Annotated in this window: 16 protein-coding genes; 5 read left to right on the top strand and 11 right to left on the bottom strand. The window is 71.2% G+C overall.

Translation table 11 applies throughout. The annotated features are described in order from the left end of the window. Window positions 1–35: 35 nt before the first annotated feature. Both NZH93_RS16335 and NZH93_RS16330 read right to left on the bottom strand, forming a co-directional pair. Complete coding sequence (locus NZH93_RS16335; RefSeq protein WP_259623944.1) at window positions 36–1556, bottom strand: alpha/beta hydrolase; 1521 nt, start codon at window positions 1554–1556, stop codon at window positions 36–38. 73 nt (window positions 1557–1629) lie between these two features. Continuing rightward, window positions 1630–1917 (bottom strand): hypothetical protein, encoded by a 288-nt coding sequence (locus NZH93_RS16330; RefSeq protein ID WP_259623943.1) that lies wholly within the window; start codon window positions 1915–1917, stop codon window positions 1630–1632. Between the two features lie 99 nt (window positions 1918–2016). Here NZH93_RS16330 and ppk2 point away from each other — a divergent pair, with 99 nt between their 5' ends. From ppk2 to NZH93_RS16310, 4 genes are all read left to right on the top strand, one after another. Then, the gene (ppk2, locus tag NZH93_RS16325; RefSeq protein ID WP_259623942.1) at window positions 2017–2961 is read left to right on the top strand and encodes a polyphosphate kinase 2; all 945 of its coding nucleotides are present in this window, start codon (window positions 2017–2019) and stop codon (window positions 2959–2961) included. A gap of 74 nt (window positions 2962–3035) precedes the next feature. Next, complete coding sequence (locus NZH93_RS16320; RefSeq protein WP_259623941.1) at window positions 3036–3536, top strand: TetR/AcrR family transcriptional regulator; 501 nt, start codon at window positions 3036–3038, stop codon at window positions 3534–3536. 13 nt (window positions 3537–3549) lie between these two features. Beyond that, window positions 3550–3900 carry a hypothetical protein gene (locus tag NZH93_RS16315; protein WP_259623940.1) on the top strand — a complete coding sequence of 117 codons (351 nt, stop codon included), beginning with the start codon at window positions 3550–3552 and terminating at the stop codon, window positions 3898–3900. Window positions 3901–3913: 13 nt separating this feature from the next. Beyond that, entirely contained in the window at window positions 3914–4939 is a 1026-nt protein-coding gene (locus NZH93_RS16310; RefSeq protein ID WP_259623939.1) for an alpha/beta hydrolase family protein, read from the top strand. 6 nt (window positions 4940–4945) lie between these two features. On the opposite strand, the gene NZH93_RS16305 is transcribed toward NZH93_RS16310, so the two are convergent. The 9 genes from NZH93_RS16305 to NZH93_RS16265 form a co-directional block, all read right to left on the bottom strand. Continuing rightward, on the bottom strand, window positions 4946–5623 hold the full coding sequence (locus tag NZH93_RS16305) for a GntR family transcriptional regulator (RefSeq protein ID WP_259623938.1): 678 nt from the start codon (window positions 5621–5623) through the stop codon (window positions 4946–4948). An 11-nt stretch (window positions 5624–5634) separates the two neighbouring features. Further along, window positions 5635–6330 carry an urea ABC transporter ATP-binding subunit UrtE gene (gene urtE, locus NZH93_RS16300; protein WP_259623937.1) on the bottom strand — a complete coding sequence of 232 codons (696 nt, stop codon included), beginning with the start codon at window positions 6328–6330 and terminating at the stop codon, window positions 5635–5637. Continuing rightward, the gene (urtD, locus tag NZH93_RS16295; protein WP_259623936.1) at window positions 6327–7070 is read right to left on the bottom strand and encodes an urea ABC transporter ATP-binding protein UrtD; all 744 of its coding nucleotides are present in this window, start codon (window positions 7068–7070) and stop codon (window positions 6327–6329) included. The genes urtE and urtD overlap by 4 nt, the downstream gene beginning before the upstream one ends. Further along, window positions 7067–8101: an urea ABC transporter permease subunit UrtC gene (gene urtC, locus NZH93_RS16290; protein WP_259623935.1), complete on the bottom strand. Its 1035-nt coding sequence runs from the start codon at window positions 8099–8101 to the stop codon at window positions 7067–7069. Before urtC ends, urtD begins: the two co-directional genes overlap by 4 nt. After that, window positions 8098–8982, bottom strand: a complete 885-nt coding sequence (urtB, locus tag NZH93_RS16285) for an urea ABC transporter permease subunit UrtB (protein ID WP_259623934.1) — start codon at window positions 8980–8982, stop codon at window positions 8098–8100. The genes urtC and urtB overlap by 4 nt, the downstream gene beginning before the upstream one ends. Window positions 8983–9040: 58 nt before the next feature. After that, window positions 9041–10300, bottom strand: a complete 1260-nt coding sequence (urtA, locus tag NZH93_RS16280; protein WP_259623933.1) for an urea ABC transporter substrate-binding protein — start codon at window positions 10298–10300, stop codon at window positions 9041–9043. 32 nt (window positions 10301–10332) lie between these two features. Continuing rightward, a complete protein-coding gene (gene atzF, locus NZH93_RS16275; RefSeq protein ID WP_259623932.1) occupies window positions 10333–12021 on the bottom strand; it encodes an allophanate hydrolase in 1689 nt (562 codons plus the stop codon). Beyond that, window positions 12018–15548: an urea carboxylase gene (uca, locus tag NZH93_RS16270; protein WP_259623931.1), complete on the bottom strand. Its 3531-nt coding sequence runs from the start codon at window positions 15546–15548 to the stop codon at window positions 12018–12020. The genes atzF and uca overlap by 4 nt, the downstream gene beginning before the upstream one ends. Window positions 15549–15738: 190 nt before the next feature. Next, window positions 15739–16779: a sigma-70 family RNA polymerase sigma factor gene (locus NZH93_RS16265; RefSeq protein ID WP_259623930.1), complete on the bottom strand. Its 1041-nt coding sequence runs from the start codon at window positions 16777–16779 to the stop codon at window positions 15739–15741. 71 nt (window positions 16780–16850) lie between these two features. Here NZH93_RS16265 and NZH93_RS16260 point away from each other — a divergent pair, with 71 nt between their 5' ends. Next, window positions 16851–17684, top strand: coding sequence for an alpha/beta fold hydrolase (locus tag NZH93_RS16260; RefSeq protein WP_259623929.1), 834 nt, complete (start codon window positions 16851–16853; stop codon window positions 17682–17684). Window positions 17685–17691 lie beyond the last annotated feature (7 nt).

Below are 17691 nucleotides of genomic sequence, written 5' to 3'. Positions count from 1 at the left end.
CCCCCCCCCCCCCCCCCCCACCACTCATTGTCCGGTCAGGCCGCGAATGGCGCGCGGTCGATTCCGCACGTCGTTCCGACGGCGGGCAGGGTGCCGCTGATCAGGTAGTTGCGCTTGGCCGTTTCCGCGCACGCGCTGTGCACGAACATGGTGCTGTGGCCCGAGCCCTCGACCGTGAGCACTCGGGTGCGGGCCAGTTCCGCCGCGCCGTCGAGCGCGCCGTGCAGCGGGGTCGACGGGTCGTAGCGGGTGTTGATCACCAGGATCGGCGCCGAGGTCCAGCGGTTCCACGGGCCGGTGTAGCGGTCCGCGTCCTGGTGGCGCCAGGTGGCGCAGGCCATCATGTCGAACACCGCGATGCGGCCCCAGTACGGGACGCGCTGGTCCTCCGAGGCGCCGTAGGCGGTGTAGGCGGCCGTGCCGCGCGGGAACGTGCTGTCCACGCACTGGATGGCGTTGAACGACTCGGTGCGGTTGGTGATGTACGGCTCTTGCAGGGTGCGCAGCGCCGGGGCGGTGTGCAGGGCCTGGAGCGTGCGGGCCGTGTCCTTCCACAGCTCCGGCTGGGCCAGGTCGCCGTTGACCCTGGCGATCAGCGCCGTGTAGTCGAACGTCTCGCCGTCCACGGTGATCGGGGACTGGCGCACCCGTGCCACCAGCGCCGCCCACTTCGCCTTGAGGTCGCCGCCCGCGAACGCGCAGTCCGCGCCCGGCGCGGCGCACTGGCGGAGGAACGAGTCGAAGGTCTCCGCCGCGCCCCTTGGCACGTCCTGCCTGGTGTCGAGGGGAACGGTCGTGCCCTGCCCGCCGTGGCCGGTGGCGTTGCCCTCGAAGTCCATCGAACCGTCGAACGCCATGGCGCGCACCCGGTTCGGGAAGAGGTTCGCGTACACCGCGCCGAGGTGGGTGCCGTAGGAGATGCCGTGGTAGGTCAGCTTGTCGTCACCGACGGCCCGGCGGAGCAGGTCCAGGTCGCGGGCCGTGTTGGCGGTCGACACGTGCTCCAGCAGGCTGCCCGCGTTCTCGGAGCAGCGGCGCGCCAGCTCGTCGTACCCCGCGTAGAAGGCGGGCTCGTCGGCGGCGGTCGCGGGGAAGTCGCGGAGCCCGCCGAGGAACTGCTCCTGCTCGGCCTCGGTCTGGAAGCAGCGCACGGTGGCGCTGCGGCCGATGCCCCTGGGGTCCCAGGAGACGACGTCGAAGCGGGCCCGGAGTTCCGGGGAGAACAGCCACGGCCACTGGCCGCGGGCGCGCAGGCGGTCGACGCCGGACGAGCCGGGGCCGCCGAAGTTCACGAACAGGGTGCCGACGCGCTGGGCCGGGTTGGTCGCGGGCATCCTGATCAGGGAGAGGTCGATCTTGCTGCCCGACGGCTGGTCGTAGTCCAGCGGCACGGCCGCTGTCGCGCACTGGAAGCCGTCGGAGCAGTCGCTCCACGCCAACGCCGGGGTGGCGGCCCGGTCCACCGCGGGAGCGGCGAACGACTGCGGAGCCGTGGTGAGCAGCCCGCACAGCACTCCCGTGATGGCGGTCAGGGTTATCCATCTGGTTTGCTTCACGGCGCCTGACACGTCCGGCGCCCGCGATCGGTTGCCTTGATCGACAAGAACCGCTGCGGATTCCCGAAGAGGGCTACTCGCCGCGCATCGACCTGCGGATCTCCTCCAGCTTGTCGCGGCCCGCCCGGTCCCTCTCGGCCATCTGCTCGTCCACGGACTTCGCCTCCGGCACGGCGCCGGACAGCTCGGTCGCCGCGTGCGCCGTGCCGACCCGGTTCTCGATCTTGTCGCGCACGTAGTCGAAGTTCGGCACGCCCGAATCGGTGTAGTCGAACGCCGGGACGACCGGTGGGGCGACCGCGGGTTCCTCGACGATCTCCGCCTCGATCGCCGCGAGCTCGTCCCGCTGGTTCTCGCTCATCGCCGTGCTCCGTTCGTCGTTTCCTGGTGCGCCCGCCATTGTTCACCGCGAGGGCGCGTAACCGTCGCCCGGTGGGGGTATGTCCGACTTATGCAGCTTATGTCCGATGTCGCGGGCCTTCTCGCCGAGTTCACCGTCGACCACTCCGACCACGACGACCCCGTGCTGCTGCGCCGCGACGGCACCGTCGTCGACACCTGGCGGCAGAACTACCCGTACGACGAGCGGATGACGCGGGAGGAGTACGACCTGCACAAACGACTCCTCCAGATCGAGTTGCTCAAGCTCCAGTACTGGATCAAGGAGACCGGGCAGCGGCTCGTCCTGGTCTTCGAGGGGCGCGACGCGGCGGGCAAGGGCGGCACGATCAAGCGGTTCACCGAGCACCTGAACCCGCGCGGCGCCCACGTGGTGGCGCTGCTGAAGCCCACCGAGCGCGAGCAGACGCAGTGGTACTTCCAGCGGTACGTGGAACACCTGCCCGCCGCGGGCGAGATGGTCCTGTTCGACCGGTCCTGGTACAACCGCGCCGGGGTCGAGCGGGTGATGGGCTTCTGCACCGACGAGGAGTACGAGCGGTTCCTCCTCCAGACGCCGACGTTCGAGAACATGCTGGTGGACGACGGGATCCACCTGGTGAAGTTCTGGTTCTCCGTGTCGCAGGACGAGCAGCGCACCCGCTTCGCGATCCGGCAGGTCGACCCGGTGCGGCAGTGGAAGCTCAGTCCGATGGACCTGGAGTCGCTCGACAAGTGGGACGACTACACGTCGGCGAAGGTGGCGATGTTCCGCGAGACCGACACGGAGAAGGCCCCGTGGACGGTGGTGAAGAGCAACGACAAGAAGCGCGCCAGGCTGGAGGCCATGCGCAGCCTGCTGGTCCGCTTCGACTACCCCGACCGCGACGACGAGGTCGTGGGCAAGCCGGACCCGCGGATCGTGGGCGCCGCCGCGACGCTGCTGGAGTCCGGTGAGGACGACACGGACCTGACCCCGACCCCGCTGCACCCCGCCCTGCACGGACCGGGTCTGCACCCGGAGTAGTCGGTCCGCCCCTGTGAGCCGTTTAGGAACGGTCGTTCTTGACTGATCGTTCCCGAACGGTCTACGGTCGTGCCATGGGCCGACCGAGGGCGTTCGACGAGGGTGAGGCGGTGCGCGCCGCCGTGGCGCTGTTCGGTGGCCGGGCGTACGACGGGGTGTCCGTCGACGACCTCGTCAACCACCTCGGCGTGCACCGCAACAGCCTGTACAAGACGTTCGGCAGCAAGCGCGGCCTCTACCTGGCCGCGCTGCGCCGACACCTGGCCGACGACGTCCGCCCCTTGGCCGTGGCGCTCGCCGCGGCGCCCGACGTGGCGACGGCGCTCCGGCTCACGACGGAAGCCGACCTCGGCCTGCTGCTGCTCGCGGCGGTCGAACGGGCACCGGCCGACGAGGAGGTCGCCGCCGAGGTGGCCTCCGCGCTCGGCGACCTCGACCAGGCGGTCGTCGACGCGCTCGGCGTCCCCGCCGAACTGGCCGCGGGCATCACCGCCGCGGCACTGGGCCTGCTCCTGCGCGGCGACGCCGACCGGGCGGGTGCCGCGCTGGCCGAACGACTCGACCCCCTCCGCTGACAAGGAAACCGACATGGCACTGGTCCACATCGACGGCGAAGACCTCGTCGTCGTGATCGAGGGTCTGGACAAGCTCTGGGCGCTCAAGAGCAGTCTGACCATCCCGCTGGTCAACGTGCGCGGCGCGACCGCGGACCCCGGCATCTCCGCCGATCCCAAGGGGATCCGCGCGCCGGGTGCCCACGTGCCGGGTGTGATCACCGCGGGCACGTTCCACCTCGACGGCGAGAAGGTCTTCTGGGACGTCAAGGACCCGTCGAAGGCCGTCGTGATCGAACTGGCCGACGAGCGCTACGCCCGGTTGGTCGTGCAGGTCGATGACCCGCGGGCCACCGTGTCGCTGGTCGAGAACGCCCTGAGCTGAAAGGGATCCGCTGATGTTCCTCCGCCCCGCCGCGGTCGTGGTGGCGCTGGCCGTCGTGACCGCCACCCCGGCCGCCGCGTCCACCGCCTCCGTGCCCGCCGCCGACCGCGAGGTCGTCTTCACCGTCGACGGGACGACGACCTACGGCACCCTGCACGTCCCCGCGCACCGGGCCGGGCAGCGGCTGCCCGCGGCGCTGCTGCTGCCCGGCAGCGGACCCACCGACCGCGACGGCAACCAACCGCCCGCGGCCCCGAACACCCTGGCGCAGGTGGCCGACGCGCTCGGCCGCGACCGGGTCGCCACGCTGCGGTTCGACAAGTACGGCACCGGCCGCACCGGGCTCGGCGCCTACCGGGACCACCCCGAGGCGCTCGACTACCCGGCGTTCGTGCGCCAGGCCGCGGCGGCGTACGAGTCGCTGCGCGACCAGCCGGAGACCGACCCGCGCGCGCTGGCGGTCGTCGGGCACAGCGAGGGCGCGATGACCGCCCTCCTGCTCGGTGGCACCGTCCACCCGCGACCGACCGGCCTCGCCCTGCTGCAACCGCAGGCGATCCGCCTGCTGGACCTGGTCGCGCTGCAACTGCACGGCCAGATCGCGGAGGCGACCCGGCAGGGTCAGCTCACCCCCGAACAGCAGCGCACGATGGACGCGGCCGTCGACGCCGCCGTCACCGCCCTGCGCGAACACCGCCCGGTCGACACCGCCGACCTGCCGCCCGTGGTCGCCCAGCTCTTCCTGGCGTTCCAGGGGCCGAGCGCCCGGTTCGTGGACAGCGACGACGCCGTCTACCCGCCGGACCACGCCTCGGCACTGCGACCACGCACCAGGGTGCTGCTGACCTGCGGCACGAACGACGTGCAGGTGCCCTGCTCCACAACGGACGCCCTGACCACCGCCCTGCACCGCGCGCACGTCGGCGGACCGGGCCGGGTGCCGCTGTCCGGAGTGGACCACCTGCTGCACGACGCGGACCACCCGGACACCCTCGCGCCTGCCGTGCTCGACGCGCTGCACCGGTTCGCCGGGCGCTGAGGCCCCCTAGACGATCCGCGTGCTGTGGCGCGCGGCGAGAGCCCTCGTCGCGCGCTCCACCACGATCTCGAGCGACGCGCCGATGTGCTCGTGCAGCAGGATCAGGGCCTTGTCGAGCTGGCCCTCGTGCACCCGTTCCATGATCTCGATGTGCTCGGCGATGGACGTCTCGATCCGGCCCTCGACGATGAAGTCGTACATGCGCACGTTCCGTATGCGGCGGTTCACCGCGATCAGCGCGTCCACCAGCTCGGGGTTGCCGCCCGCGCCGAGCAGCGCCGCGTGGAACCGCTCGTCCTCCAGGACGAACTCCGGACGGGGGGAGGGCGGGGTGGAGCGCAGGCCGTACCAGTGCTCCAGCTCCGCCTCCAGCGCCTCGGCCGAGTGCCGGACGGACGGGTTCTCGATCGACCGGGCGATGCCCCGCAGCTCCACCGCGATCCGGACCTCGTAGAGGTCGCGGATCTTGGGCATGTCCGGCACGACGATCGAGTAGCCGTAGTCCTCCCTCCGCACCAGGCCGTCCGCCATCAGCCTGGTCAGCGCCTCGCGGACGGGGGTCCGCGAGACGCCGAGCTGCTTGGCCAGGCGCGGTTCGGTGAAGCGTTCCGTCACCGCCAGGTGTCCGCTGAGGATCTCGTCCTGGAGGCGCGCGTACACCTGGTCCCGGAGCGATTCGGTCATGGTCGGGTCCTTCAGATGGCCATCGCGGCACGGACGCCGTCCAGCGCCCCGGAACCTCCGGCGCCCGTGGCGGTGATCCGTCCCGCCTCCAGCACGTAGTAGCGGTCGGCGGTGTTCAAGGCGAAGCCTATGTGCTGTTCGACCAGGAGGACGGACAGACCGCCGGTGGCGGACAGCGTCCGGATGGTCTCCTCGATCTCCGCGACCACGGACGGCTGGATGCCCTCGGTCGGCTCGTCGAGCACCAGCAGCCTCGGCTGGGTGATCAACGCCCGCGCGATGGCGAGCTGCTGCCGCTGCCCGCCCGAGAGCAGGCCCGCGCGCCTGCCCAGCACCGGGACCAGCGCGGGGAACACGTCCAGCGCCTCGGCGACCAGCCGCTTGCCGTCCTTGCGGGTGTCCGCCACGAGCCGCAGGTTGTCCTCCGCCGTGAGCTGCGGGAACGACTGCTGGCCCTGGGGCACGTACGCCAGCCCGCGCTTCACCCGCTCGTTCGGGCGGAGCCTGGTCACGTCCTCACCGTCCATCAGGACCCGACCGCTCCCCGGCCTGAGCAGCCCGGCCGCCGCCCGCAGCAGGGTCGTCTTGCCCGCGCCGTTGTGGCCCATGACCGCGACCACCGAGTCGTCCTCGACCTCGACCGTCGCGCCGTGCACGACGGTCGAGCGCCCGTAGCCGACCGTGACGTCCACCAGTTCGAGCTTCACGCCTCCACCTCCGCGCGGCCCAGGTAGACCTCCTGGACCTTCGGGTCGGCCTGCACCTGGGCGACGGTGCCCTCGCTGAGCACCCTGCCCGCGTGCAGCACGGTCACCGACGTGGCGAACGAGCGCATGAAGTCCATGTCGTGCTCGACCACGACGACCGTGCAGTTCTCGCCGACGCGCTGGAGAAGTTCGCCGGTCTGCTGCCGCTCCTCGGCGCTCATGCCCGCCACCGGCTCGTCCAGCAGCAGCACCTTCGAGTCCTGCACGAGCAGCATCCCGATCTCCAGCCACTGCTTCTGCCCGTGCGCGAGCACACCCGCCTGCCGGTCGCGCAGGTCGGTGAGCCCGATGACCTCCAGCGCGGCCTCGACCTCCGGCGGTGTCGAGGACCTCTTGCGGAGCATCGTCAACGGCCCGCGGCCCGAGCCCGCCGCGATGTCGAGGTTCTGCAGGACCGTCAGCTCCTCGAACACGCTGGCGGTCTGGAACGTCCGCCCGACGCCGAGCCGGGCGATCCTGTGCACCTTGCGGTTGAGCAGCTCGGTGCGGCCGAAAGTCGCCGACCCGGTCGCCGGGACCAGCCCGGTGATCGCGTCGACGAGCGTGGTCTTGCCCGCGCCGTTCGGGCCGATGAGGAACCTCAGGTCTCCTTGCAGGACGGTCATGGTCACGCCGTCGACGGCGACGAACCCGTCGAAGGTGACCCGGACGTCGGTCAGTTCGAGGTAGTCGGACTTCACGCTGACTCCCTGCGCCGGGTGAGGATCGAGCCCACGGTGGACAGCCCGCGCGGCAGGAACGCCACGACGAGCACGAACAGCGCGCCCTGGAAGTAGATCCAGAACGAGGGGAAGCTCTCCGACAGCGACGTCTGCGCCCACGCCACGGCGATGGCGCCCAGCGCCGGGCCGAACAGCGTCGACCGGCCGCCGATCGCGACGCCGATCAGGAACGCGATCGAGGGAACCACGCCCACCGCTGCGGGCGAGATGATGCCGACGATCGGCACGAACAGCGCGCCCGCGACACCGGCCATCGCCGCCGCGACCACGTAGGCGACGATCTTGACGTTCGCCGGGTCGTAGCCGAGGAACCGGACCCGCTCCTCCTGGTCGCGCACGGCGACCAGCAGTTCGCCGTAGCGGGAGCGGTAGAGCTGCCAGACCACCAGCAGCATCGCCAGCAGGGTGCCCGCGGCGATGTAGAACAGCATCCGCTTGTTCACCGGGTCGAACAGGTTGAAGCCGAAGAACGAGCGGAACCCGTTGAGCCCGTTGGTGCCGCCGATCGTGGCCTGCTGGCCGATCAGCAGGATCGCGAACGCCGCCGCGAGGGCCTGCGACAGGATCGCGAAGTACGCGCCCCGCACCCGCCGCCGGAAGACCGCCATGCCGAGCCCGAACGCCACCAGCGAGGGGACCAGCACGATCGCCAGTACCGTGACCACGGGGTTGCGGAACGGCTCCCACCAGCCCGGAACGACACCGGACCCGTAGAGCTTCATGAAGTCCGGCACACCGGTCGGCCCGGCGTCGGACAGCTTGAGGTGCATCGCCATCACGTACGCGCCGAGGCCGAAGAACACGCCCTGGCCCAGCGTCAGCATCCCGCCGCGACCCCAGGCCAGTCCGATGCCGACGGCCACGATGGCGTAGCAGACGAACCGGCCCAGCAGCGACAGCCGGAAGTCCGACAGCACGGCGGGCGCGAGCACCAGCAGTGCCAGCGCGATGGCCGCGAACCCGGCGATCTTCGCGTACTCGCCCTTCATGCCAGGCTCCTCGTCCGGATGCTGAAGATGCCCTGCGGCCGGATCTGGAGGAACACGACGACCACCACGAACACCGCCACCTTCGCGAGGCTCGCGGTGGTGGAGTACTCGAACGTCGCCTGCATCAGGCCGAGCCCGAACGCGGCGATCACCGTGCCCTTGATCTGCCCGATGCCGCCCGCGACGACGACCAGGAACGCGTCGACGATGTAGTTGGTGCCCAGCGTCGGGCCGGTGGAACCGAGCAGCGTCAACGCCACGCCCGCGATCCCGGCCAGGCCAGAGCCGATGAAGAACGTCAGCCGGTCGGTGTCGCGGGTGGAGATGCCGACGGTCTCGGCGAGGTCGCGGTTCTGCACGACGCCGCGGATCCGCCTGCCCAGCGAGGTCCTGGTGAGCACGACGGCGAGCGCGCCCACGGCGGCGACCGACAGCGCGAGGATGAACAGCCGGGCGGCGGGCACCTGCGTGAAGCCGAGGTCGACGCCACCGGACAGCCAGGTCGGGGCCTTGACGTCCACGTTCGGCGCGCCGAACACGTCTCGCGCGACCTGTTGCAGGATCAGCGCCACACCCCACGTCACCAGGAGCGTGTCGAGTGGACGGTGGTACATCCGGTGGATGAGCAGCACCTCCAGCAGCAGCCCCAGCAGGCCGCCGACCAGGAACCCGAGCGGGATGGACACGACCAGCGCCAGACCGGCGTCGGCGACGACGCCCTGCACGACGAACACCGTGTAGGCGCCCGCCATCATGAACTCGCCGTGCGCCATGTTGATGACGCCCATCTGGCCGAACGTCAGTGACAGGCCGAGCGCGGCGAGCAGCAGCACCGACCCCAGGGACAGGCCCGCGAAGAGCTGTCCGATCAACGCTTCCACGCAGGTCTCCTTTCGTGGAGGGGGAACGGGGGCCGCGCGGGACGCGGCCCCCGGCGGCTCAGCCCGACAGGCCGGTGGCCCAGGCGTAGTCCTTGAGGAACGGGTCGGGCTCGATCGGCTTGCCGGAACTCCACTCGGTGTGGATCAGCCCGTCCGCGCCGACCTTGCCGATCAGCGCGGTCTTGGCGATGTGGTGGTTCTCGCCGTTGACGGTCACCGGCCCCTCAGGCGCGTCGTAGGACACGCCGCCCGCGGCGTTCTTCACGTCGTTCGGCGCGAACGACTTCGCCTTCTCGACCATGGCCTGCCAGAGGAACAGCGAGGTGTAGGCGGCCTCCATCGGGTCGGAGGTCACGCGGGTCGCGCCGTACTTCGCCTTGAACGCCTCGACGAACGTCTTGTTCGCCGGGGAGTCGACCGTCTGGTAGTAGTTCCACGCGGTGAGCTGGCCGACGAGGTTGTCGACGCCGACACCGCCGACCTCCTCCTCCGCGATCGACACCGACACCACGGGCGTGGTCGCCGCCGCGAGGCCCGCGTTCTTGTACTCCTTGAAGAACGCCACGTTCGAGTCGCCGTTGAGCGTGTTGAACACCGCGCTCGCGCCGGAACCCTTGAGCTTGTTGACGATCGTGGCGAAGTCGGTGTGGCCGAGCGGCGCGTACTCCTCGCCCTTGACCTCGATGCCGTTCGCCTTGGCGTAGGCCTGAATGATCTTGTTCGCGGTGCGCGGGAACACGTAGTCCGACCCGACCAGGAAGAGCGTCTTGACGCCTTTCTCCTTCAGGTAGTCCAACGCGGGCACGATCTGCTGGTTCGTGGTCGCGCCGGTGTAGAAGATGTTCGGCGACGCCTCCAGGCCCTCGTACTGCACCGGGTAGAACAGCAGGCCGTTCGCGCCCTCGAACACCGGCAGCATCGCCTTGCGGGAGGACGACGTCCAGCCGCCGAACACCGCGGCCACGCAGTCGGAGCTGATCAGCTTCGTCGCCTTCTCGGCGAACACGGTGGGCTCGGACGCGCCGTCCTCGGTCACCACCGAGAGCTTCTTGCCCAGCACACCGCCCTTGGCGTTGATCTGCTCCACGGCCAGGTTCAGCGAGTCGTTGACCGTCTTCTCGCTGATGGCCATGGTGCCCGACAACGAGTTGAGCAGGCCGATCTTGACCGAGTCGCCGGAGGTGTCCACACAGGACGCGGCGCCGGAGGTGCCTCCGGTGCTCGTGTCGGAGGTGCGGCTGCCGCACGCGCTGACGAGCAGCACCGCGGCGGAGAGGAAGGCCGTGACGCGCGTCGCGCGTCGGAGTCCAGTGTTCACGGTTGCGCCTTTCGAGGGGGACCGGGGGATGTTCAGCGCGCGAGGTAGTGGAGCCAGCCGCCGAAGTGCGTGATGTCCTCGCAGGACAGCGCGGTGGCGTGGTCGCAGTGGAAGCCGAGGGCGGCGTCGCCGTCGGCGAGGGTGATCGGGCCGAGGCTCATCGGCGCGGGCAGTGCGGCGAGGAAGCGGCCCAGTGCGGCGGGGGAGAGGACCCAGCGTTCGCCGGGCAGTGCGGCACCACCTTCCGGTCCGGTGTGGACGATGCCGGGCTTGTCCGGAGGGCCGTGGACGGCGACCATCCGGTATTCGGGCGCCGTTCGCACGTCGCCCGAGTACCGCGCTCCGAGCGCGGTGAGCTGGGGGTTGAGCGGTTGGCCGCGCAGGTGCGCGCCGAACACGACCAGGTCCGTCCCGGTGTCGGGGTACGGCCCGTCGGCCTGTTCGCCGGTGAGCAGCGCGGCCACGTCGAAGGCGACCTGGTCGTCGAACGCGCGGGTCACGATGCTGACCCCGAACGGCCCGCCGTCCGCGACGCCGCCGGGCACGGCGACGGCGGCCAGGTCGAGCAGGTTGACCAGGTTCGTGTACGTGCCGAGCCGCCGGTTGACGCCGATCGGGTCTGCGGCGACCTCGGCCCGCGTCGGGTGCTCCGGTGCGGTCGGCAGCAGCAGCGCGACCGTGCCGGCCAGGGTGTGCGCGGCGCGGGACCGGTGCTGGTCGAGGCGTTCCAGGTCCGCCACGTGGTCGCGCGCCGAGTGCTCCGCCGCGGCGCCGATGATGGTCCGGACGGTCGGGTCGACGTCGTCGGGGTGGGAGTCCACGAACGCGCCGACGGCCGCGTGTCGCTCGGCGACCAGCGTGCCCTCGTAGAGCAGCGTGGCGGCCTCGAGCATGTCGCTCACGTCGACCGTGACCGTGGACGCTCCCGCGGTTTTCAGTCGTTCGACCACGGTGGCGAACGCCCGGCGGGCGTCGGGGGACAGCGGGGCCAGGTCCTCGTCCCGTGGTACGGCGACGACCGGGTTCGGGCCTGCCGAGAGTCGCACGTCGGTCGGCCACGCGCGGCTGCGCGGGTCGGCCGGGTCGGGGCCGGTCATGGTGGCCACGGCGGTCTGGGCGAGGGCGAGGGTGGTGGCGAAGACCGTGACGCAGTCGTAGGAGCGGCAGGCGGGGACGACGCCGGTGGTGGGCACCAGCCCCAGGGTCGGTTTGACGCCGACCAGCCCGTTGAACGCGGCGGGCACGCGGCCCGAGCCCGCGGTGTCGGTGCCGACGCCCAGGTCGGTGATGCCGAGTGCGACGGCGACGGCCGACCCGGAGCTGGACCCGCCGGAGACCTTGGCTGGGTCGAGGGCGTTGCGCACCGCGCCGTGCGGGCTGCGCGTGCCCACGAGACCGGTGGCGAACTGGTCGAGGTTCGTCTTGCCGAGCACGAGCGCGCCCGCGTCGACGAGCCGGGCGACGGCGGTCGCGGTGGTGTCCGGGAGGTAGGCGAACGCGGGGCAGCCCGCGGTCGTGGGCAGCCCTGCCACGTCGATGTTGTCCTTCACCGCGACCACCAGGCCCGCGAGCGGCAGGGACGCGCCCGCGGCCAGCCGTTCCTCCAAGGCCGTGGCCTCGGTCAGCACGTCCTCGCGGTCGCGCAGCGTGATCCACACCTCCGGCCGGTCGACCTCGGTGACCCGCGCGTAGGCGGCGCGGACGCGGGAAACGGGGTTCACGCGGCCCTCCGTTCGACCACGACGACGAGGGCCTGCCCGGCGGTGAGGTGCTGGCCGGGCGTGACGAGGACGTCGGCGACCACGCCGTCGACCGGCGCGCGCACGACGACCTCCAGCTTCATGGCCTCCAGGAGCACCAGCGCCTGCCCGGCCACGACCGCGTCACCCGGTCGGGCGTCGATCCGCCACACGCTGGCGCTCAGCGGCGCCTCAACGAGGCAACCGCCCGGCGGGACGCTGACCTCCTCCGGGGACGGCGGTCCCGGTTCCGGTCGAGGGTCGAACTCGCCCGCCGCCCGCCAGGCCAGGCGCTCGGACTCGAACGCGGCTGCCTGCTTCGCGCGGAACGCGGCGATCTGCTCCGCGTGCTCCTCCAGGAAGCGCTCGTGGTCGGCGAGCACGAACTCGCCCGGCCCGATCGCCAGTTCCGCCCGGCCCGCCCTGAGGTCGGCGCGCATGTCGAGCAGTTCGTCGGGCTCGACGGGGTAGAACTCGACGCGGTCGAAGAACCGCAGCAGCCACGGCACCCCCGGCTCGAACGGCCCGTACTGCCGCGGCCCGGACCAGATGGGCACGGTGCGGCCGACGAGCTGGTAGCCGCCGGGGCTCTCCACGCCGTAGACGCACAGGTACGCGCCGCCGAGCCCGACCCCGCCCTCCGGCGTCCAGGTGCGGGCCGGGTTGTACTTGGTCGTGACGAGCCGGTGGCGCGGGTCGAGCGCGGTCGCCACGGGAGCGCCGAGGTACACGTCGCCCAGGCCCAGCACCAGGTACGAGGCCGCGAACACGGTGTCCCGCACGTCCTGCGCGCTGGGCAGGCCGTTGATCCGGCGGATGAACTCGACGTTGTCGGGGTTCCAGGGCGCGTCGGCTCGCACGCCGGTGGTGTAGCGCCTGATGGCCTCGTGGACCGACGGGTCGTCGAAGGACAGCGGCAGGCGCACGACCCGGCTCGGCACGACCAGGCCGGAGGTGGACGGGATGGCCCGCTCGACCTCGCGCAGCAGCCCCAGCAGGGTGCGCAGCGGCAGCACGTCGGGGTCCGTGTGCAGGTGCAGGGACCGCACACCCGGTGTCATGTCGACGATCCCCGGCGGCGCGAGCGCGGTCAGGGCCTCCATCAGGGCGTGCACCCGCAGCCGGAGCCCGAGGTCCAGCGCCATGTCGCCGTACTCGACCAGGATGTTGTCGTGGCCGCCGCGGCGGTAGGTCACGACGGGCTCGCCGTCGACGACGGCCAGCACGCCGTCGTCGCCGTCGCAGCCGACCGCCAGCGGTCGGGCGGGGGTGCTCAGTCCGTGCAGCGCGGCGGCCGTGGCCTCGGGGACCGGTCGGAACCGCACGGTGTCGCCGGGGCGGAGCTGGCCGATCTTCCAGCGGGAGCCGGAGACGACCGTGACCGGGCAGACGAACCCGCCGAGGCTGGGCCCGTCCGGGCCGAGCAGGACCGGGGTCTCGCCGGAGACGTTGACCGCGCCGACCGAGTACGCGGTGTCGTGCACGTTCGACGGGTGCAGTCCGGCCTCGCCGCCGTCCGGCCTCGCCCACGACTGCTTGGGGCCGGTGAGCCGGACGCCGTTGCGCGCGGACTGGGCGTGCACCGTCCACCTGGTCCCGTAGAACCGGGCCATGCCCCGGCGGGTGAGGAAATCGGGGGCCGCGTGCGGGCCCTCGGACACCTCGACGTCCCAGTCGGTGCGGAACTCCGGCTTGTCCGCCACCGGTTTCGGCGCGGTGGGTGCGGCGGTGCCGGGCCGCAGGACGTCACCCGCGCGCAGCGCCCGGCCACCGTGACCGCCGAACGCGCCCGCGGTGAACGTGGCGGCGCTGCCGAGGTAGCTCGGGACGTCGAAACCGCCGCGCACCAACAGGTACGTGCGCATCCCCGGACCGGGGGGCGCGGCGACGTCCAGCACGGAACCCGCCGCGACCTCGACCGGTTCCCACTGCGGCACCGGGGTTTCGTCGACCGTGACCACGGCGGGCGCGCCGGTGACGCAGACCGTCGCCCGCACACCGAACCGGAGCGCGGGACCTTCGAGCGTGCACTCCAGGCCCGGCGTGCCCTCGGGGTTGCCGAGCGCGGAGTTGCCCAGGCGGAAGGACCGGTCGTCCATCGGGCCGCTCGGCGGCACGCCGACCCGCCAGTACCCGGTGCGCCCCGGCCAGTCCTGCACGGTCGTGGACGTGCCGCCGCGCAGCACGTCGATCCGCGGTTCGCGATCGGTGAAGGTGTCCGAGGTCGTGTGCGCGGCGGTCAGGAAGCGGTCGTCGGCGCAGATTCCCTTGAGCAGCCCCAGGTTCGTCTGGACGCCGTCGATCCTGGTCGCGGCGAGGGCGCGGGTCAGCCTGGCCACGGCGTCCGCGCGGTCCACGCCGTGCGCGACCACCTTGGCCAGCAACGGGTCGTAGAGCGGGGACACGGTCTGGCCCGCCTCCACCCAGCCGTCCACCCGCACGTCGTCGGGGAACTCGACCCTGGTCAGCAGGCCGGAACTCGGCCGGAAGTCGCGGACCGGGTCCTCGGCGTAGACGCGCGCCTCGACGGCGTGCCCGGTCGGCGCCGGGACGGGGTCGGCCAGGACGTCCTCGCCGCGCGCCAGCCGCAGCATCCACGCGACCAGGTCGAGGCCGGTCACCGCCTCGGTGACCGGGTGCTCCACCTGGAGCCTCGTGTTGACCTCCAGGAACGACAGCTCACCGCGGTCGACGTCGTGGACGAACTCGACCGTGCCCGCGCTGCGGTAGGACACCGCCGCGCACAGGTCGACGGCGGTCCGGTGCAGTCGGTCGCGGACGTCGTCCGGCAGGCCGAACGCGGGGGCTTCTTCGACGACCTTCTGGTTGCGGCGCTGCACGGAGCAGTCGCGGTCGCCGAGGCAGACGACCCGGCCGGAGCCGTCACCGAAGACCTGCGCCTCCACGTGCCGGGCACGGGTCACGTACCGCTCGACGAAGACGCCGCCGGACCCGAGTCGGGTGTCCGCGATCCTGCTCACGAGGTCGTACGCGGCGCGCAGTTCGGCCTCGTCGGCGCAGCGCCGCAGGCCGAGGCCGCCACCGCCGGAGGTGGCCTTGACGATCACCGGGTAACCGATCTCCGCGGCGGCCCGCGCGGCGTGGTGCTGGTCGTGGAGCAGGCCGCTGCTGGCGAGCACCGGTACGCCCGCTCGGGCGGCGGCGGTGCGGGCGGTGTGCTTGTCCCCGAACAGGTCCAGGTGTTCCGGTGTGGGCCCGACGAACACCAGGCCGGTGTCGACGACGGCTCGTGCGAACTCGGCTTTCTCGGAGAGGAAGCCGTAGCCGGGGTGGATGGCGCCCGCACCGGTGTGCCGGGCCGCGGTGAGCACGGCGGAGATGTCCAGGTAGTCGCCGATCCTCACCGCCGCGCTGGCCTGGGTCGTGTGCGGGGCGCCCGCGTCGGCGTCGGTGTAGACGGCGACCGTACGCAGGCCGAGGGCCTTGGCCGACCTGATCACCCGGCAGGCGATCTCACCCCTGTTGGCGACGAGAACGGTGTCGAACACGGGCGGCCTCCCCCTGTGGTGAAGCTGTATACAGCCCTGTCGACACGGCTGTATTCACTTGGGGGAACGTAGGAACGGGATGTTTCGGGCACAGCGTCGTGTGGTGAACGTGAGGTTTCCCCGCGTTACCAGGTGGGCGGTGCGCGCGTAACACTGATCAACCGGTCATCGGCTGACCGGATGCCTGGGGTCAGGTCGCGGAGGTGGGCAGGCCCAGTGAGAGGAAGTGCTCCTGGCCGATGAACGACGTGACGTCGGCGATGCGGTCGTCGCGCAGGGTCAGCACGTTGATCGACCACGCGCGGTGCTCGCCCGCGGCCTCGTTCCACAGGTAGCAGCCGACGGCGGGTTGGCCGTTGGCGCTGGTCGGCCGGTGCCGCCAGGAGCCGCACGAGGTGAGGGGGATCGTGACGGCGAAGTCCATGACGGCCTCGACGCCGCGGTACCAGTGCGGCAGCGGTGGCATGGACCAGGTGACGTCCTCGGTGAGGAGCGCTACCAGTGCGTCCGCGTCACCGCGTTCGAGCGCCTCGGAGAACGACGCGACGATCTCGCGGACTCGGGTGTCGTCCATCATCCGCAGCGTTCGCTGCTGGGTGCGGGCCGGGATCTTGCCGGACGCGGTCGCGCGGGCCCGTTGGAGCGCGCTGTTGACCGAGGCGACGGTGGTGTCCATGGTCGTGGCGATCTCGGCGGGGGAGAAGCCGAGCACCTCGAAGAGGAGCAGTGCGGCGCGTTGGTTGCCCGGCAGGTGCTGGAGGGCGGCCACGAAGGCCAGTTCGACGGCCTCGCGTTGTTCGTACTTCGCCTCGGGGGCGGCTGGGCCGGGTGCCAGGCCCGCGTCGGGGTAGGGGCTGAGCCAGGCCACGTCGGTGAGCGGGGACTGGTCTTTGACGGCACGATCGCTGGAAGGGCCCAGGTCGACGGGGAGTGCGCGTCTGCGGCGGCTCGCGGCGGCGTCCAGGCAGGTGCGGGTCGCGACGGTGTAGAGCCAGGAGCGTAGGGAGCTGCGGCCTTCGAAGCGGGGGAGGCCCTTCCAGGCTCGGAGGAGGGCGTCCTGGAGGGCGTCGTCGGCGTCGTGGGTGGAGCCGAGCATGCGGTAGCAGTGGGCGTGCAGTTCGCGGCGGAGTGGTTCGAGGAGTCTGGTGAAGGCGGCGTTGTCGCCGGTCCTGGCCCTGGTCAGGTCGGGGTCTTCGGCCACCTCCGAGATTTTCGGTGGAAGTTCGGTCACGACCGATGATTGTGCCTGACGTGGTCGGTCACTTGTGTCTGGACACGCCATTCCCGCACTTGGAGGAACTGATGAGCAACCCGGCCGTTGTGGTGGACACCCTGAGGGTTCCGGATGCGTCGTTGCACTACGAGGTACGTGGGCGGGGGCCGTTGGTGGTGCTCGTGGGGGCGCCGATGGACGCTGGGGCGTTCGAGGGGCTTGCCGAGCTGTTGGCTGTGGATCACACGGTGTTGACGACTGATCCTCGGGGGATCAATCGCAGTTCGGTGGATTTTCCGGATCGGGATTCCACCCCGGAGATGCGGGCTGATGATCTTGCTCGGTTGATTCGGGAGGTGGACGCCGGTGCGGCTGTCGTTTTCGGGTCCAGCGGGGGAGCGGTCAGTGCGTTGGCGTTGGCCCAGGGGTATCCGGAGTTGGTGCGGGTGGTGATCGCGCACGAGCCGCCGTTGGTGGAGTTGCTGCCCGATCGGGAGGAGTTGCGGGCTGGTACTGACGAGATCATCGCTTTGCACGCCGCTGGGGATGTGGTGGGGGCTTGGCGCAAGTTCTTGGCCCAGGCGAACATCTCGATGCCTGAGGAGGTGTTCCAGATGATGTTCGCCGGGGAGCGGTCGGAGCAGCAGGTGGCTGATGATCGGTTCCAGCACGAGCACATGATGGTGCCCACTGTGGCTTTTGAGCCTGATGTGGAGGGGTTGAGGGCTGGGGCTGTGCGGGTTGTGGTGGGGATCGGGGAGGAGTCCGGTGGGCAGATCTGTGATCGGACTTCTCGGGCGTTGGCTGGGGTGCTTGGGGTGGAGCCTACGTTCTTTCCTGGGGATCACATTGGGTTTGTGGGGGATGCTGGGGCTTTTGAGGTTCGGTTGAGGGAGGTGTTGGCTGCGGTTGTGGTTGGGTAAGGGCGCG

The sequence above is a fragment of the Umezawaea endophytica genome (genome assembly GCF_025061645.1).
In the GTDB taxonomy this organism is placed as follows: domain Bacteria; phylum Actinomycetota; class Actinomycetes; order Mycobacteriales; family Pseudonocardiaceae; genus Umezawaea; species Umezawaea endophytica.
This window is presented reverse-complemented; position numbering and strand designations above follow the sequence as displayed.